This is a genomic window from Tepidamorphus sp. 3E244 (assembly GCF_046159835.1).
In the GTDB taxonomy this organism is placed as follows: Bacteria; Pseudomonadota; Alphaproteobacteria; order Rhizobiales; family Tepidamorphaceae; genus JACKJK01.
Genome location: NZ_JBJXCY010000001.1, coordinates 770,036 through 785,045, shown reverse-complemented (window position 1 = coordinate 785,045; position 15,010 = coordinate 770,036). Strand labels below are relative to the sequence as shown.

17 protein-coding genes and 1 pseudogene are annotated in these 15,010 nt (G+C 64.2%); 11 read left to right on the top strand and 7 right to left on the bottom strand.

Annotated elements, in window-relative coordinates; all coding sequences use genetic code 11:
• The first annotated feature begins 1 nt into the window (after position 1).
• From ACKTEK_RS03700 to ACKTEK_RS03665, 8 genes and pseudogenes are all read left to right on the top strand, one after another.
• On the top strand, positions 2-292 hold the full coding sequence (locus ACKTEK_RS03700) for a monooxygenase (RefSeq protein ID WP_409163891.1): 291 nt from the start codon (positions 2-4) through the stop codon (positions 290-292).
• Positions 205-2,232: a hypothetical protein gene (locus ACKTEK_RS03695; protein ID WP_409163890.1), complete on the top strand. Its 2,028-nt coding sequence runs from the start codon at positions 205-207 to the stop codon at positions 2,230-2,232. The genes ACKTEK_RS03700 and ACKTEK_RS03695 overlap by 88 nt, the downstream gene beginning before the upstream one ends.
• Positions 2,232-2,858 (top strand): hypothetical protein, encoded by a 627-nt coding sequence (locus ACKTEK_RS03690; RefSeq protein ID WP_409163889.1) that lies wholly within the window; start codon positions 2,232-2,234, stop codon positions 2,856-2,858. The genes ACKTEK_RS03695 and ACKTEK_RS03690 overlap by 1 nt, the downstream gene beginning before the upstream one ends.
• Before the next feature lie 102 nt (positions 2,859-2,960).
• On the top strand, positions 2,961-3,674 hold the full coding sequence (locus ACKTEK_RS03685) for a Crp/Fnr family transcriptional regulator (RefSeq protein WP_409163888.1): 714 nt from the start codon (positions 2,961-2,963) through the stop codon (positions 3,672-3,674).
• A gap of 191 nt (positions 3,675-3,865) precedes the next feature.
• The gene (locus ACKTEK_RS03680) at positions 3,866-4,630 is read left to right on the top strand and encodes an ABC transporter substrate-binding protein (protein ID WP_409163887.1); all 765 of its coding nucleotides are present in this window, start codon (positions 3,866-3,868) and stop codon (positions 4,628-4,630) included.
• A 90-nt stretch (positions 4,631-4,720) separates the two neighbouring features.
• Positions 4,721-5,428: an ABC transporter permease gene (locus tag ACKTEK_RS03675; protein WP_409163886.1), complete on the top strand. Its 708-nt coding sequence runs from the start codon at positions 4,721-4,723 to the stop codon at positions 5,426-5,428.
• Positions 5,425-6,255, top strand: a complete 831-nt coding sequence (locus ACKTEK_RS03670; protein ID WP_409163885.1) for an ABC transporter permease — start codon at positions 5,425-5,427, stop codon at positions 6,253-6,255. Before ACKTEK_RS03675 ends, ACKTEK_RS03670 begins: the two co-directional genes overlap by 4 nt.
• A 34-nt stretch (positions 6,256-6,289) precedes the next feature.
• Positions 6,290-7,180: pseudogene (locus ACKTEK_RS03665) on the top strand (NAD(P)-dependent oxidoreductase); the annotation flags it as partial.
• Between the two features lie 24 nt (positions 7,181-7,204).
• On the opposite strand, the gene ACKTEK_RS03660 reads toward ACKTEK_RS03665, so the two are convergent.
• The 5 genes from ACKTEK_RS03660 to ACKTEK_RS03640 form a co-directional block, all read right to left on the bottom strand.
• A complete protein-coding gene (locus tag ACKTEK_RS03660) occupies positions 7,205-7,675 on the bottom strand; it encodes a periplasmic heavy metal sensor (RefSeq protein WP_409163884.1) in 471 nt (156 codons plus the stop codon).
• Positions 7,672-7,986, bottom strand: coding sequence for a hypothetical protein (locus tag ACKTEK_RS03655; RefSeq protein WP_409163883.1), 315 nt, complete (start codon positions 7,984-7,986; stop codon positions 7,672-7,674). Before ACKTEK_RS03655 ends, ACKTEK_RS03660 begins: the two co-directional genes overlap by 4 nt.
• Positions 7,973-8,497 (bottom strand): sigma-70 family RNA polymerase sigma factor, encoded by a 525-nt coding sequence (locus tag ACKTEK_RS03650; RefSeq protein WP_409163882.1) that lies wholly within the window; start codon positions 8,495-8,497, stop codon positions 7,973-7,975. Before ACKTEK_RS03650 ends, ACKTEK_RS03655 begins: the two co-directional genes overlap by 14 nt.
• A gap of 205 nt (positions 8,498-8,702) precedes the next feature.
• The gene (locus ACKTEK_RS03645) at positions 8,703-9,473 is read right to left on the bottom strand and encodes a hypothetical protein (protein WP_409163881.1); all 771 of its coding nucleotides are present in this window, start codon (positions 9,471-9,473) and stop codon (positions 8,703-8,705) included.
• Between the two features lie 114 nt (positions 9,474-9,587).
• Entirely contained in the window at positions 9,588-10,394 is an 807-nt protein-coding gene (locus ACKTEK_RS03640; protein ID WP_409163880.1) for an enoyl-CoA hydratase-related protein, read from the bottom strand.
• Positions 10,395-10,514: 120 nt separating this feature from the next.
• Here ACKTEK_RS03640 and ACKTEK_RS03635 point away from each other — a divergent pair, with 120 nt between their 5' ends.
• Together ACKTEK_RS03635 and ACKTEK_RS03630 are read left to right on the top strand one after the other, a co-directional pair.
• The gene (locus ACKTEK_RS03635; protein WP_409163879.1) at positions 10,515-11,441 is read left to right on the top strand and encodes a DUF2336 domain-containing protein; all 927 of its coding nucleotides are present in this window, start codon (positions 10,515-10,517) and stop codon (positions 11,439-11,441) included.
• A gap of 31 nt (positions 11,442-11,472) precedes the next feature.
• Positions 11,473-11,952, top strand: a complete 480-nt coding sequence (locus ACKTEK_RS03630) for a RidA family protein (RefSeq protein ID WP_409163878.1) — start codon at positions 11,473-11,475, stop codon at positions 11,950-11,952.
• 3 nt (positions 11,953-11,955) lie between these two features.
• Here the strand turns inward: ACKTEK_RS03630 and ACKTEK_RS03625 are convergent, their stop codons facing one another.
• Together ACKTEK_RS03625 and ACKTEK_RS03620 are read right to left on the bottom strand one after the other, a co-directional pair.
• Positions 11,956-12,591, bottom strand: a complete 636-nt coding sequence (locus ACKTEK_RS03625; protein ID WP_409163877.1) for a uracil-DNA glycosylase family protein — start codon at positions 12,589-12,591, stop codon at positions 11,956-11,958.
• Between the two features lie 6 nt (positions 12,592-12,597).
• Positions 12,598-13,164, bottom strand: coding sequence for a thermonuclease family protein (locus tag ACKTEK_RS03620; RefSeq protein ID WP_409163876.1), 567 nt, complete (start codon positions 13,162-13,164; stop codon positions 12,598-12,600).
• 296 nt (positions 13,165-13,460) lie between these two features.
• On the opposite strand from ACKTEK_RS03620, the gene ACKTEK_RS03615 reads away from it, so the two are divergent.
• Complete coding sequence (locus ACKTEK_RS03615; protein ID WP_409163875.1) at positions 13,461-14,987, top strand: sensor histidine kinase; 1,527 nt, start codon at positions 13,461-13,463, stop codon at positions 14,985-14,987.
• Positions 14,988-15,010 lie beyond the last annotated feature (23 nt).

The following is a 15,010-nucleotide window of genomic DNA, read 5'->3' as shown; positions in this document are numbered from 1 at the left end:
CATGATCACGGCCATTGTTCGCTTTCCGCTACCACCCGGCACGAGCCTTGAAGAGGCCAAGACGCTGTTCGAGCAGTCCGCACCGAACTACGAGGGCGCGGATGGACTGGTGCGCAAGTACTACCTGTTCGGCGAAGGCCCCGAAGGCGGCGGCGTGTACCTGTGGGAGAGCCGTGAGGCAGCCGACAAGGTGTACTCCCAGGAATGGCGCCAGATGATCGCGGAGCGCTATGGAAAGGCCCCCGAAATCAGCTATTTCGAAACGCCGGTGATCGTCGACAACAAGAAATGAGATCGTTCGAGCCGAGCCTGCTGATCCTGTCGGTCGGCCTTTCCATCGCGGCCATTTTCAAGCTCTATTTCACCGGGCACATGGAAATCACCCTCGCGGCGGGGGACACGTTTTCCTATGTCGGGCCTGCCGACGACGGCTATTGGGGGGCCGCGTCAGTGCCGGGCCGGCCAGCGATGCCAAGCCTGTTCATGGCGCTTTCGGAGTTGACCGGGACGCGGTTCCGCGTGCTGAACGAACTCCTGTTCACCGGAAGCACGATCCTGGCCGTTGCCGCGCTGCGCAACGCCGGCATCAACGCCGGCGTGGCATTTCTGGCCGCGCTCATGATCCTGTTTGCACCCTTGATGCAATACCATCTCGACATGGCCATGGCCGACGGCATCCAAATCGGGTTGGGCATGCTGCTGTTTGCCCTCAGCCTGGAACTGCTGCTGGCGATACGCCTGTCTCAGCGGATCGTCATGGCGGTTCTGGCAGGCACCGTCGCAGCCATCATGCTGCACACGAGAACGGAAGGGATGCTGATTGCCGCGTTCCTCGCGCCGATCGCGATCGTGGCGATTTTCGAGGCCAGTCGTTCCAGCGGGCTGTTCACCTCGACGGTTGCCCTCCTGTTCGCCCTGGTCGCGCCGTCGCTTGCGTTGAACATGGGCATCAGCGCGCTGAACGAACGCGCATTCGGCTATGACGCCCCCATCAGCCTGCTGACTCGGGCCGAGACACGTCTCATGTCGGCATTCATGCGGATCGATGGCGGCCGGTCGGGAAAATACGTGCCGATCACCAAGGATGCGCGCGAGGCAGCCTATGCCGCCAGTCCGCTCCTGGCCGCAGACCGCGAGGTGGTTGAATCCAAGCTGATGCTTGAGCATGCAGAGCAATATACCGGCATCCCCGGCGCGCTCGACACGCAGCGCTATATCGGCATTCTCAAGGCGCTCGGCGCGAGGGGACTGGAAACCCTGCCGGCCGGACACAGCCTGCAGGACCGAGTCGCCGCCCATGAGGCGCAGCTCGACAGAATTTCCATGGAGCTGGAAGCGGCATTCGCGGACGGACGCCTGCCCGAACGCAGGATCATTCACCCGTTCATCGATCCGGTCTGGCGGGAATGGGCCCCGCTGCTTCCCCAATCCATGGCGAAGGTTGCGATGTTGCTGCTCGCCGCGCCCCAACCCTGGCTGGACAACTATGGATACGGTTTCAGCCTGGACGAAAAGCAGAAGCATGACCGCGTTCTCAACCGCGACGAACGCTTGCTGAAAAAGGGTCCCATGCGTGGCCAACTCACCAGCGAGGGCAGCGAGATAACGTCGGCTTGGCTCATCCTGCCCGGGCAGATTTTCGGCGACGTGAACGATGGCACGTACCAGCGTCTGGCCGAAATCACGCTCACCCCGCAAGGTGAAGCCGTCATTGTCGAGAGCCCGGTTCTCGATGAACGCTGGTGGATCGGCGCGCTGGGAATGGAAGTGAATTTCGAGGACGGCTCGCAATCTGTGTCTGCGCAGCTGATGAAAGGCACAGCCCGGTTCGTTCCAGCCAAGAACGGCGCCTCTGCGTGGCAGTACAGGATAGACGAATTCCCCCTTGTCCTCTCGGCGGAACAACGAGCCATGTATGACATCTGGTTGTTTCTGTCCGCCCACTGGCCCTGGTTCCTGGGCGGATTTGCCGTGCTGTCACTTGCCTTCGCATATGCCTGGCCCGCACACGAGGATACTGTTTCGGAACTCGCCATATACGCAGCCCTGGCTGCTTGTCTGAGCGCCCTTGCCGCGCGTATCGGCTATTACGGGATTATCGATGCGACCGCGTGGCATGCGGACATGCGCTACATGGTGCCCGGCTATCCCTTGCTGATCCTTGCGCTAGCGCTGGCATCTCATTTCATCGGTCGAGCGCGCATTGCGTTTCGAAAGCAGGAGACGGCCTGATGGGTGACGCACTGCGCAGCGTTTTCAACAGCGCCATTGCCATCGTCTTTCTCAGCCTGGCTTCGCTGGCCATCTACGGCCTTGTCATAGACGAAATCGGCAGCGGCCGGCTGTTCTATGACGGGCTGATCGCAATCCTCGTGTCCACGACGATCCTGCTGCTCCTGGTTCTGGTGATGACGCGGCAGCCGGACAAGGCCATTTTCGGCGTGTTCCGGCGGCAGGACCTCGTGACAGCGGTCTTTGCGGCGTCGGCTGCGGTCTATGCCTTTCACATTACGCTGCCGACCATCGTGGACCGTTCCATCTCGCTCTACGTGCTGAGCCGCGTCGACCAGCATAACGGGGCAACGCTCGACCAGATGCAGAGCGGGTTTCTCGATGGTTATGTCAGCGGATACGACGCAGTTTGCCGCCGCGTCGACGAGCAACTCGGCAGCGGCAACATCGTCTACCGCGACGGCCGCTACGTGCTGACGCCAACGGGGAAATCCATCCTGCGGGTCCTGCGTTCGCTCGCAGGCGTGCTGGGACAGACGACCTATTTCGTAACCCACGGAGATGGCACCCAGCCCTACAGTTATTCCGTGGGCGACGGGCAGTGCAGGCGCGAAACGCCCGGCTGATCCATCTGCCGGTCAAGGCATGACACGTCGCACCCAGTCAGCTATGGACGTAGCGGAAGCCACGGTGTGCCCTGGCAGTTCGAGAGCCGAACGGGAGCGCATGTGGACACCCTCTCCAACATGACATGGCTGGATGCGATCGGTTTCGCTGGCGTCCTCCTCTACATGGGCGGCTACGCGACGCTGCAATTCGGCTTCATCCGGGGCAGCGGCTACCAGTACGCCTTCATCAACTTCTTCGCCGCCGCCTGCGTACTGGCCTCGCTGTCGCAGTCGTTCAACCTGTCGTCTGCCCTCATCCAGATTGCCTGGATATCGCTGTCGTTGATCGGCATCACGCGGCTCTACATCCTCAACAATCGACTGCGGTTCACCGAGGATGAAAGATACTTCCTGCGCGAGGCCATGCCGGACCTGGCGCTGCTGGAAGCGCGCCAGTTTCTCGACCTTGCGCTGGAGATCAACGGCGAACCCGGCACCGTGCTGACGCGGGAGGGCGAACCGATCTCCCACCTGCTGTTCCTCATCGAGGGGGAGGCGCAGGTTGAATCCGGGGGGATCGAGGTCGCGCGGATCGAGCCGGGCAGCTATATCGGCGACGTCACCTACATGCTGGGCGAACCGGCGACCGCCACGGTCGTCGCGGCAAGGCCCTCCCGCTACCTCAGCTTTGAGGTCGCGCGGCTGCGAAAGTTCCTTTCGGGAAACCCCGCCACGCGGCGCGAACTGGAACAGAGCGCGGCGGCGAACCTGCGCCGGAAGCTGGTTGCGACCACCAAGCGGGCAGCGCAGACCAAAGTTTCGGCAACCGCCTGAGCTGCTGAAGAAGGCAGCATGAAACCGGTTGCCAACGCCGCAAAACTTGTGGGTAAATGACCTTTCGACGGGGACGCCGCGCGTGCCCCGACACCGGACAAGGGACGAAAACACCCGCCGGGACAGGGACGAAAGGCGCGACGGGAGAGGACCCGTACGATCCACACAGAGAGTTCGAGAGGAACAGCATGATGAAGCGTATTCTTGCGGCGGCCATGATCGTCGCAGCAACATTCGGCATCGCCGAAGCCAAGGAATGGACGAAGGTGCGCATTGGCACCGAAGGCGCCTACCCGCCCTTCAACTACTTCGATTCCGATAACCAGCTTCAGGGCTTCGACGTCGATATCGCCAAGGCGCTATGCGATGAAATGAAGGTCGAGTGCGAGTTCGTCGCGCAGGATTGGGAAGGCATCATCCCGGCGCTGATCGCCAATAAGTACGATGCCATCATCGCCTCGATGTCGATCACGCCGGAGCGCCAGGAAAAGGTCGACTTCACCGAAAAGTACTACTCCACGCCGCCGGCCCTGATCGCACCGTCCGACAGCGAGTTGTCCGCGACCGATCCCGGCACGCTGGAAGGCAAGACCATCGGCGCGCAGGCCTCCACCACCCACGCGACGTTCCTCGAGGACGTCTACAAGAACTCCACCATCAAGCTCTACGGCACCCAGGACGAGGCCAATCTCGACCTCGCCTCCGGCCGTCTCGACGCGGTGGCCGCCGACTCGGTGGTGCTGAGCGAGTGGCTGAAGACCGACGACGGCGCGTGCTGCAAGATGGTCGGCCCGATGGAGAACGATCCGCAGTACTTCGGCGACGGCGCGGGCATCGCGGTGCGCAAGGGCGAGGACGACCTGCGCGAGATGTTCAACAAGGCGATCGCTGCCATCCGCGAGAACGGCACCTACGAGAAGATCGAAGCCAAGTACTTCGACTTCTCGGTCTATTGATCGCGGTCTGAAAACAGGTGCGCCCGGCAGTGCTGCTAACCGCCGGGCGCGCCGCTTTATCAAAGGGGTGCCGGGGGATGCGCCTCCTTCATGGGTGAGCTAGTCGGATATCTGGCGTTCGGGCCGGACGGATGGGGCGATGAAATCGCGTCAGGCGTCTGGCTGACGATCCGGCTCGCCCTCGTCACGCTGCCCTTCGGGCTGGCCATCGGCTTTCTGGTTGCGCTGGCGAAGAACTCGGAAGAGCCGCTGCTGCGCACGGCTGCCAACATCTACACCACCATTTTCCGCGGACTGCCCGAACTGCTGACGCTGTTCATCGTCTATTACGGCGGGCAGATCCTGCTGTCGCAGCTGGTTGCCCTCGTCTACGACGGCTATGTCGAGGTGAGCGGCTTCGTCGCCGGGGTCTTCGCGCTCGGGCTGGTCTTCTCGGCCTTTGCCAGCGAAGTGTTCCTGAGCGCGCTGCGCGGCATCGGGCCGGGCCAATACGAGGCGGGCTACGCGCTCGGCCTGTCCCGGCTGAAGACATTGCGGCTGATTATCGTGCCGCAACTCATCCGGCTTGCCCTGCCCGGCCTCTCCAACCTCTGGCTGGTGCTGCTGAAGGACACCTCGCTCGTTTCGGTGATCGCGCTGGATGACCTGCTGCGCAAGACCAACATCGTGGTCGGCGTCACCAAGGAGCCGTTCTTCTTCTACTTCATCGCCTGCATGATCTACCTCACCCTGTCGATCATCTCGTCGGTGGGCATCGGACGGATCAACACCTGGGCGCGGCGGGGTGAAGTGCGATGAGCGCGGACGCGACCATCGTCAAGCGCCCAGCGGCGAAGAAGCGCGGCTGGACATGGGCGCGGATCCTTGGGGCCGCCGGCATCGCCATCTGGGTGGCGCTCGGCATCGTGGTGGTCGACCTGCTGGTCAGCGAGTACAAGCCTTCGTTCTATGCCCGCTACGGGCCGCGCATCCTCGGCGGGCTCTGGACCACGATCCAGCTCGTGGTGCTCTCGGTGGGCATCGGCGTCCTCATCGCAGTGCCGGTGACGTTTGCGCGCGCATCGAAGAGCCGGCTGATCGGCGCCCTCGCCTTCGCCTATGTCTATTTCTTCCGCGGCACGCCGCTGCTGGCGCAAACCTTCCTCGTCTATTACGGCGCGGGCCAGTTCCGCGAGGCGCTGGAAAGCGTCTACCTTTGGTGGTTCTTTCGCGACGCGTTCAACTGCGCGGTGCTGACCTTCGCGCTCAACACATCCGCCTACCAGGCGGAAATCTTCCGCGGCGCCATAGATTCCGTGCCGCGCGGCCAACGCGAGGCGGGCGAAGCGCTGGGCCTTTCCCGGTGGCGCATCTTCCGCAATGTCGTCGCGCCGCAGGCCATGATCATCGCGCTGCGGCCCTTCGGCAACGAGATCATCCTGATGATAAAAGGATCGGCCATCGCGTCTGTCATCACGGTGTTCGACCTGATGGGCGAGACGAAACTCGCCTTCTCGCGCACCTACGACTTCCAGGTTTACCTGTGGGCGGCCGTTCTCTATCTCCTGATGGTGGAAATCCTGCGCCGCGTCTGGGACAAGCTGGAAGAACGCCTGACGCGGCACCTGAAACGCTCCAGCGACTGACCGCGACACGCGGGAAAAACCAACAAACAGACATAACGGGGAGAGGCACATGGCGAAGGTTGCATTCATCGGACTGGGGGTCATGGGCTACCCGATGGCCGGGCACCTGAAGTCCAAGGGCGGGCACGATGTCACCGTCTACAACCGCACCGCGGAGAAGGCCGAGAAATGGGTTGGCGAGCATGGCGGCAACAGCGCCTCGACGCCGGCGGCGGCTGCCGAAGGCGCGGACTTCGTCTTTTCCTGCGTCGGCAACGACGATGACCTGCGCGCCGTGACCATCGGTCCGGACGGGGCCTTCGAGGGCATGAAGTCCGGCGCGGTGTTCATTGACAACACCACCGCATCCGCAACCGTCGCGCAGGAGCTGCACGCCGTCGCCAAGGAACAGGGACTGGGCTTCCTCGATGCGCCGGTTTCCGGCGGGCAGGCCGGTGCCGAGAACGGCGTGCTGACCGTGATGGTCGGCGGCGACGAGGACGTCTATTCCAAGACCGAAGAGGCCATCCAGTGCTTCGCCCGCTCGGTGCGCCTGATCGGACCTTCGGGAGCCGGCCAGCTGACCAAGATGGTCAACCAGATCTGCATCGCGGGTCTCGTGCAGGGACTGTCGGAGGGCGTGCACTTCGCCAAGCAGGCAGGCCTCGATGTGCCGACCGTGTTCGACGTCATCTCCAAGGGCGCGGCGCAGTCCTGGCAGATGGAGAACCGATGGGAGACCATGAACAAGGGCGAGTTCGAATTCGGCTTCGCCGTGGACTGGATGCGCAAGGACCTGTCGATCTGCCTTGAGCAGGCACGCGGGATCGAGGCGCACCTGCCGGTGACAGCCCTCGTCGACCAGTTCTATTCGGAAGTTCAGAAGATGGGCGGCAACCGCTGGGATACGTCCAGCCTCGTTGCACGGCTTCAGCGGGACTCGTAAGCCGTCGCAAGCATTTGACGGGGCCTAGTGGCCCGGTCCGCCGCGCTTGCCGCGGTGGTGGCCGCGCCGGCCAAGAAAGCGCCAATCGACCTTGCGGCGCAATTCGTCCGGCATGGCGCGGGCGGCCTCGATCATCACGCCCTCGAACACCCGCTGCGCCTCGGCATTGGCCTGCTGCAGCGCTTCCAGGTCAACCGCGAGCGCCTGCTCGTCCAGCGTTTCGGCACGCATGGTTTCGCCTGCCTTGCGGCGGGCCTGTCGAATGGCGCGACCTGCCTCGCGGATTTCATCTCGATGCGCCTTGAAGGCGGACTTGAAGTATTGCCGGGCCTGCTCGGCGGTTTCGCGGTCCATGGAGCGTTCCATGCCACCGCCGAAGCGCGCCGGACCCATGTGACGCCACGCGGCGAAGGCACCGAGCGCGAAGACGTTCACGCCGATGGAGACGACGAGCAGCGCCATCAGCGTCCATGCCCATTTTCCACGGATCGTCACAGCAGGTCCTCCGTCACAACGCCGGTGTCGATGTAGCCCATGGCCGACGCCATGTCGGAGGCAACGTCGTCGGTGGCGTCAAACATCTGCGCCCCGGCCGTGTAGCCGCCAAACAGGCAGACCGCCGCGAAGGCGGCAGCGGGCAGCGAAAAGCGCGGGCGCAACAGGGCGGCAGGACCGGCCTCGGCCTCGCCGGAGACACGCGACATGATCTGTGCGCGCAGGTATCCGGGGGCCGGTTCGGGCGCCAGTGCATGGCCGAGCAATGTCTCGAACCGCTGATCGTTGTCCTGCATCTCAGAGCCTGTCATCGAACTGCTCCTTCAGTGTCTTTCTGGCGCGAAACAGAGCCTGCTCCACCGCGCCCGTGGAAATTCCGAGTATATCGCCGACTTCGCCGTTTGAATGCCCGCCGGTCACCGAAAGCACCAGTGCCATGCGCTGGCGGTCCGGCAGTCGCCGAATCGCACGCGAAACGCGGGCGAGTTCATCGCGGTCGGCTACCACCGTTTCCGGAAGGGGTCCGGAATCGGCGAAGTCGTCGTTGTCGCCGAGCGGCAGCCAGCTTTTCCAGCGCCTGCGGCGTCCATGATCGATGCAAAGGTTGGCGACGATGGCATGCAGCCAGGTCGTGACCTTTGCCTTGTCGGGACGGAAACCGGATGCCTTGCGCCAGACGCGCATGAAGGCTTCCTGCGCAATATCCTCCGCGTCCGCCTGCGATCCGCAGAAACGCATGGCGACAGCGTGGACACGGTCGAGGTGGCGGTCCATGAGCGCGCGGAAGGCACGTTCATCACCGGTCCCGATCGCTGCAAGCAAGGCAACGTCATCTGCCTGACCCGTTTCGTCCAAAATGCTCGCCGCCGCCTGCATGTCGTGTTCGGTTGCCCCTGGCCTGCCAAGGCGGGCGCAGAGGCGGTCTGCAACCTCTACACAAGCGGCGGCGAAAGGGAATGCCGGGCCGAAGGGGGGCTCGGCCCGGCACCGGATGCCGCGAACTCAACGCTGCGGCACGCCCGGCCCCTTATTCTGCGGGCTTGTTCTCGTCGGCATCGTCGCCGTCGGGACCGTCATCGTTCATGCCCTGGCCCATACCGTGGCCCTTGCCATGACCCATGCCGTGTCCCTTGCCGTAGCCGCCGTGACCGCGACCACCGCCGCGACGTTCGGCAAAGCGTTCCTTGGCAGCCGACAGCTCTTCGGCGGAGATGCCGCCGTCACCATCGGTGTCGAGACGCGAGAACATGCGCTCACGGGCAGAGGTGTATTCCTCGGCACTGATCGAGCCGTTCTCGTCGGCATCGGTCTTGGTGAAGCCGCGGGCGTTGGCGACCGAGCGAAGCGCACGCGCATCGCGCATGGCCTGGCGGGCGGCCTCCTGCGCCTTGGCGATCTCGGTGATGGTCAGGTTGCCGTCACCGTCGAGGTCGACGCGGGCAAAACGCTCGGAGCGGATCTGGTTGACTTCATCGGCCGTCAGGTTGCCGTCACCGTCCAGGTCAGCCTTCTCGAACATGCGTTCCAGGCCCTTGCCCTTGCCCATGCCCTTGCCGTGGTGGCCGCGACCGTGGCGCATGTGGTGCTTGCCGTGGCCGCCTTCGTGACGGCGGGCGTGACGGCCTTCGCCGTGCTGGCCACCGTGGCCCTTGGCGTGGGCATATTGCTGCGGGCCGTCGCCACCGCGCATTTCAGCGGCAGCGAAGGTCAGCGGGAAGGCGACGAGCGCAACGGCGGTAGCTGCCAGCGTGACGCGGGCGGGGCGGAAGAACCGGGTAGTTTTCGAGGTCTGTGACATGGGGGATGTCCTTTCGTCTCGGGGGTCAAGAAATCTCGTGCAACAGCGGCTTTTCATCCGCCTGCAACCCCTTCAACGCAGGCCCTCCCGGAACCTTACGAATTTTTCTGCAGATTATTTTCCGGTGAATTTCGCCGGACGTTTACCGGCAAAGGCGGCGACGCCTTCCGCGAAATCGGCCTGCCCGCCGCAGACCGCCTGCAAGTCGCGCTCCACGTCGAGCTGGGCGGAGAGGTCGTTGTGCCACGAGGCGTCCACCGCCTGCTTCATCATGGCGAAGGTCGCCGTGGGGCCTGCGGCCAGTTCTGCGGCAAAGGCCTGCACGTCGCTTGCGAAGCTCGCGTCGGCGTAGACCTTCCAGACCAGCCCCCAGTCCATCGCGGTTTCTGCGTCGATGCCCTCCCCCGTCATCATCATGGCGAGCGCGCGGCTTCGCCCGACGATGCGCGGCAGCAGCCACGTGCCGCCGGCATCCGGGATCAGGGCGATGCGGCGGAATGCCTCAACGATGGATGCGCTTTGCGCTGCCAGCACGATGTCGCAGACCAGCGCGAGGTTGGCGCCCGCGCCGGCGGCAATGCCGTTCAGCGCCGCGACGGTCGGGATCTTCAGCTGGGTAAGGCGGCGCACGAACGGGTTGTAGTCCTCGTCCAGCGCGGTCGCGAGGTCCGGCTCGCCGTCCGGCCCGAGCGGCAACCCCTCGGTGAGGTCCTGGCCGGAACAGAACGCGCGGCCCTTGCCGGTGAGCACGAGACAGCGCACCGCGTGGTCGTTTTCCACCGCATCCAGAACGGTGCGCAAATCGGCATGCATCTGCTTTGAAATCGCGTTCAGGCGTTCGGGCCTGTTCAGCGCGACCGTGGCCACGCCTTCCGCAAAGGAACAATCAAGGGTCTGCAGGCCGTCAAGGTTATCGAACATGCTCAAATCCGCCGCCAACGTGGTTATCACTAATGAATTGCTAGGACCCGAATAATCATATCGCAAGGAATGTGCGCTAGTGCTGAAGGTCGCATCTCACTAGGCCGGGAAGAACATAAAATGACGGGTAATGGTGCCATCGACGCGCTGATGCAGCTTGCGCACGAAGGGTCCAGCGACAAGCGACGCGAACTGCTCCATGCGGTGACGGACCTTTTCCTCACCAGCGAGACGGTGACCGACGCCCAGTCGCAGATGTTCGACCAGGTTATGACGCAGGTCGCCGCACAGGCGGGCGTCGAGGGTCGGCGCGACCTTGCCGACCGGATCGCACCCATCGGCCACGCCCCGCGCGGCATCGTCAACCAGTTGGCGCGCGACGAGGAAATCTCCGTCGCCTCCCCGGTCCTGAAACAATCAACGGTGCTGAGCGACAGCGACCTCGTCGAGATCGCCGAGCAGAAGGGCCAGGGCCACATGGCCGCCATGGCCGAGCGCCAGTCGATCAATTCCATCGTCACCGACGTCCTGATCCGTCGCGGCAATTCCAACGTGCTGCGCAACGTTTCGGGCAACAAGGGCGCGGAACTGTCGGAAACCGGTGCGCGCACTCTGTCGCAGAAGGCCGAGGCCGACGCCGAAATCCAGCGCAACTTGAATCGCCGTACAGACTTGCCTGAAGCGGTGGCGGAGGAAGTGAAGCAGCGCAACGTCGCGCTCGACGAGGCCGAGCGCCTGCGCGTGCTGGAAGGCCCGATCGCACGCATGATACCGAAGCTCGTGATCGACTTTGCCGATCTCTCGGGACTGGAACCCGCGCGAATCGAGAAGATGATGGTGGAAGAGCGTATCGACCTGCTGGTCATCATCTGCAAGGCGCTGGAACTGAACAAGCAGACCTTTGAAGGTGTCCTTCGCTATCGCGGGGCAGTCGCGGGTTCGCAGGTCACGGACATGGGCCCGCTGCTGGAGCAGTTCAACATGCTACCCACACAGGCGGCGCAGCGCATGGCGCGCTTCCTGAAGGTTCGCCAGACAGCGGCTTGAGGCACCGGCCTGCCTCGTGCAGGTTGGCTCCATGACAATCGAGAACAGACTGGACGAGCTGGGCATCGCCCTGCCCGATATCGGCGGCGACAGCTATTACGGGCGCACCTATGGGCGGATGCGCCCGCACCGGATCGTCGGCAACGTGCTCTATCTCTCCGGCCACACGCCCGTGCGCGACGGCAAGGTGGTACATCCGGGCCGGATCGGCAGCAAGGTCACACCGCAACAGGGCTACGAGGCCGCGCGCGTCACCGGCATCAACATGATTGCCGGGATGAAACATGCGCTTGGCGACCTTGGCCGCGTGAAGGGCCTCATTCGCTGCCTATGCTTCGTTGCCTGCGAACCGGACTTCAACGACGTTCACCTCGTCTCCAGCGGCTGTTCGGACGTGCTGGCTGAAGTCTTCGGGGAGGAGATCGGCGTCGGCGGACGCGCGACCATCGGCGTGCAGTCGCTTTGCGACGAAATGTGTTTCGAGACCTGGGGCGAGATCGAGATCGCGTGAGGCTCAGATGCGCGCCGCGACCTCGCGCTGCAAGGCGGGAACGACATCGGCGTCAAACCACGGGTTCTTCTTGAGCCAGCCGTTGTTGCGCCAGGAGGGATGGGGCAGCGGCAGCCTGATCGCGCCGCCATCGCCCGGCTGCATGTGGTCGCGCCACTTCGCCACCGTCTGCGTCAGGTTCTCGCCCTTCGGGACGTCGAGATGGTAGGCGCGGGCATACTGGCCGATTACCAGGATCAGCTCGAACTGGCCGAGACAATCGAAGACGCGGTCATGCCACGTCTGCCGGCATTCGCGGCGCGGCGGCAGGTCGCCGCCCTTGGCATCCTGCCCGGGAAAGCAGAAGCCCATCGGCACGATGCAGACCTTCGATGGATCGTAGAAGACGGCCTCATTGATCCCCATCCAGCGCCGCAACCGCACGCCGGAGGGATCGTAGAAGGGTTTGCCGCTGGCATCGGCCAGCGTGCCGGGTGCCTGGCTGCAAATGCAGATGCGTGCCCGTGACGAGAGGACCGCGACCGGGTTTGGTTCCTGCGGCAACGGCGGCACGGAATGGGCGCAGACGCGGCAGCGGGCGATTTCCTCGCCCAGCGCCCGCACCGAAGGCCCGCATTTGCCGTCGATCACAACCGCCATTGCCGTTCACTCTCCCTGCCACGGCCACTTGAACGTCCAAGGCCAATCCAGCGCCGAAAGCCAGCCGAACCGCCTTCGCCCGGCGCGATGGTCACGCGGGAGATCGAACTCGCCGCGCCAGATGCCAACCTTCTCGCGCGTAGCCGCCACTTCCTCCGGCTCGAAATCTCCGCTGGCAACCGCCCAGCCCTGCCGCACCAGCATGGCGTTGATGTCATCCTCGCCGGAGCGGCAGTAGGCCAGCGTGCGCCCGTAGCGGTCGTAACCCTCCGCGATGCAACTCAGTTCCCGCATCTGCGTCATGGCCCGCAATGCGTCGCGCGCCTGCCGCCCGCACGGCCAGTCCGCACCTTGGGCGCGGCACGTCTGGCGATACTCAGGCGCGTCCAGTCCGAGGAGACGGATTTCGTGCTCGCCGATGCGCAGCGAATCCCCGTCGATGACGCTCGCCTGGCCTTCGATGGCCGAACCGCGCGGCAGCAGCACCGCAACGGCGAGCAGCAGGGCGAGCACAACACACTCGGCAAGCAGGTTGCGGAGCGTGCGTGCGAGGCGGAAAGCGAGTCTGCCCAAGGAAACCGGGCTCCTGAAGAGATCAAACATTCTGTGCAAAACGTCACCGGATCGCCCGGCTGGCAGGGTCTTGTTAACCACCACGACGCAAGAATGGCAAAAGCGGGTCTGCTGACCCTGCGTGTGTGTGACGGTGCGTAATGTTTCGGGTCCATGGGGCCTGCGCCGGTTCTTCGCGCGCGTGGGCGCGGACCTTTCGGGGACCTGAACCAGCCGGCGGCAACACCATTTCGATGCACGCATCCAGCCAGAGCGAAGCGTCTGCAACGCGGACTGCCGCAGGGCGGTCCAGCAACATGCGGCTGCGCGAAATTCGCGCCAAGCTCAGCTCGAACACCGGGTTCCTGCCCGCCTTCGATCGCGAGCTGCTGGCAACCTACGTCAAGAACCAGCTCTCCATTGCGCCGCTGACCATGGCGCTGACGATCGTTCTGGCCGTCGGCGCCTCGACCTTCTCCAGTCTGCCGCACGTTGCCTACTGGACGGTGGGCATGCTGCTGGCGTCCGCCATCTCGCTGGTCATCTGCCGCCGCTTCGAGCGCGCGACCATCCCCGACAAGCAGCTCAACATGTGGCGGCAGCGCTTCGTGGCGCTGGAATTCTTCGTCGGCGCGTTCTGGTCGACGCTGATCTTCACGCCGGTCACGGACGTCAATGCGCTGGCGACGGTGTTTCCGCTCGCCGTCGGGCTGATCCTGCTGGCGATGCGCACGGTGGCGGCCTCCAACATGCCGGCCGCGGTGCTCGCAGGTACCTTGCCGATCACCGCCGCGGTGCTGGCCAGCTACGCACAGTTCGGCGGGTCGATGGCACCCGTCATGGGGGGTATCGCCATCGGCGCGCAGGCGCTTTTTTCCATGATGGCGTTCCAGCTTTACCGCGCCGAGATCGCCAAGCTGGCATTCCGCGCCGAGAAGGACGCGATCTTCGGCGAACTGGAACAGGCCAAGGCGATTTCGGACGAAGCGCGCCGCCGCGCGGAACAGAACAACCTCGCCAAGTCACGCTTCCTCGCCACGATGAGCCACGAGTTGCGCACGCCACTCAACGCCATTCTCGGCTTTTCGGAAGTGCTGAAGGACGAGATCATGGGTCCGCACCAAGTGGACGCCTACAAGGAGTATGCGACCGACATCCACAAGTCGGGCCAGCACCTCTTGAACCTCATCAACGAGATTCTCGACCTGTCCCGCATCGAGGCGGGCCGTCACGAATTGCAGGAAGAAGCCGTGCTTGCGGTCGGAATCGTGCAGGACTGTGCGCGCCTGCTGGCGCACCGGGCCAAGGAAAAGGGCATGACGCTCAACGAGCACTACGCCCCCGACCTGCCAAGGCTCTGGGCGGACGAGCGCTCGCTGCGCCAGGTCACGCTCAACCTGATCAACAACGCCATCAAGTTCACGCCCGCAGGCGGCACCATCGACATCACCGTCGGGTGGACGTCGGGCGGCGGCCAGTACATCTCCGTGCGCGACAACGGCCCCGGCATTCCCGAGCAGGAAATCCCGACCGTGCTCCAGGCGTTCGGACGCGGGTCTGCCGCGCACAAGGCGGCGGAAGAAGGGTCCGGCCTCGGCCTGCCCATCGTCGTGGGTCTGGTGGAGCGCCATGGCGGGCGCTTCTCGATCAAGAGCAAGCTGCGCGAAGGCACCGAGGTCATCGCCACGTTCCCGAAAGAACGCGTGATGACGGCAATGCCCGCCGTTTCCAAGCGTCAAGCCGAACAGCCGCCCATGCCGAGCGCGCAGCCGAAGGAAAAGATCAGCCTGCGCAAGAAGTCGACCGAAGACGGACATGGCGGCGGGATGCGCGAGGCCGGATAGACCGGCCCCGTCGCTGCTGAAAG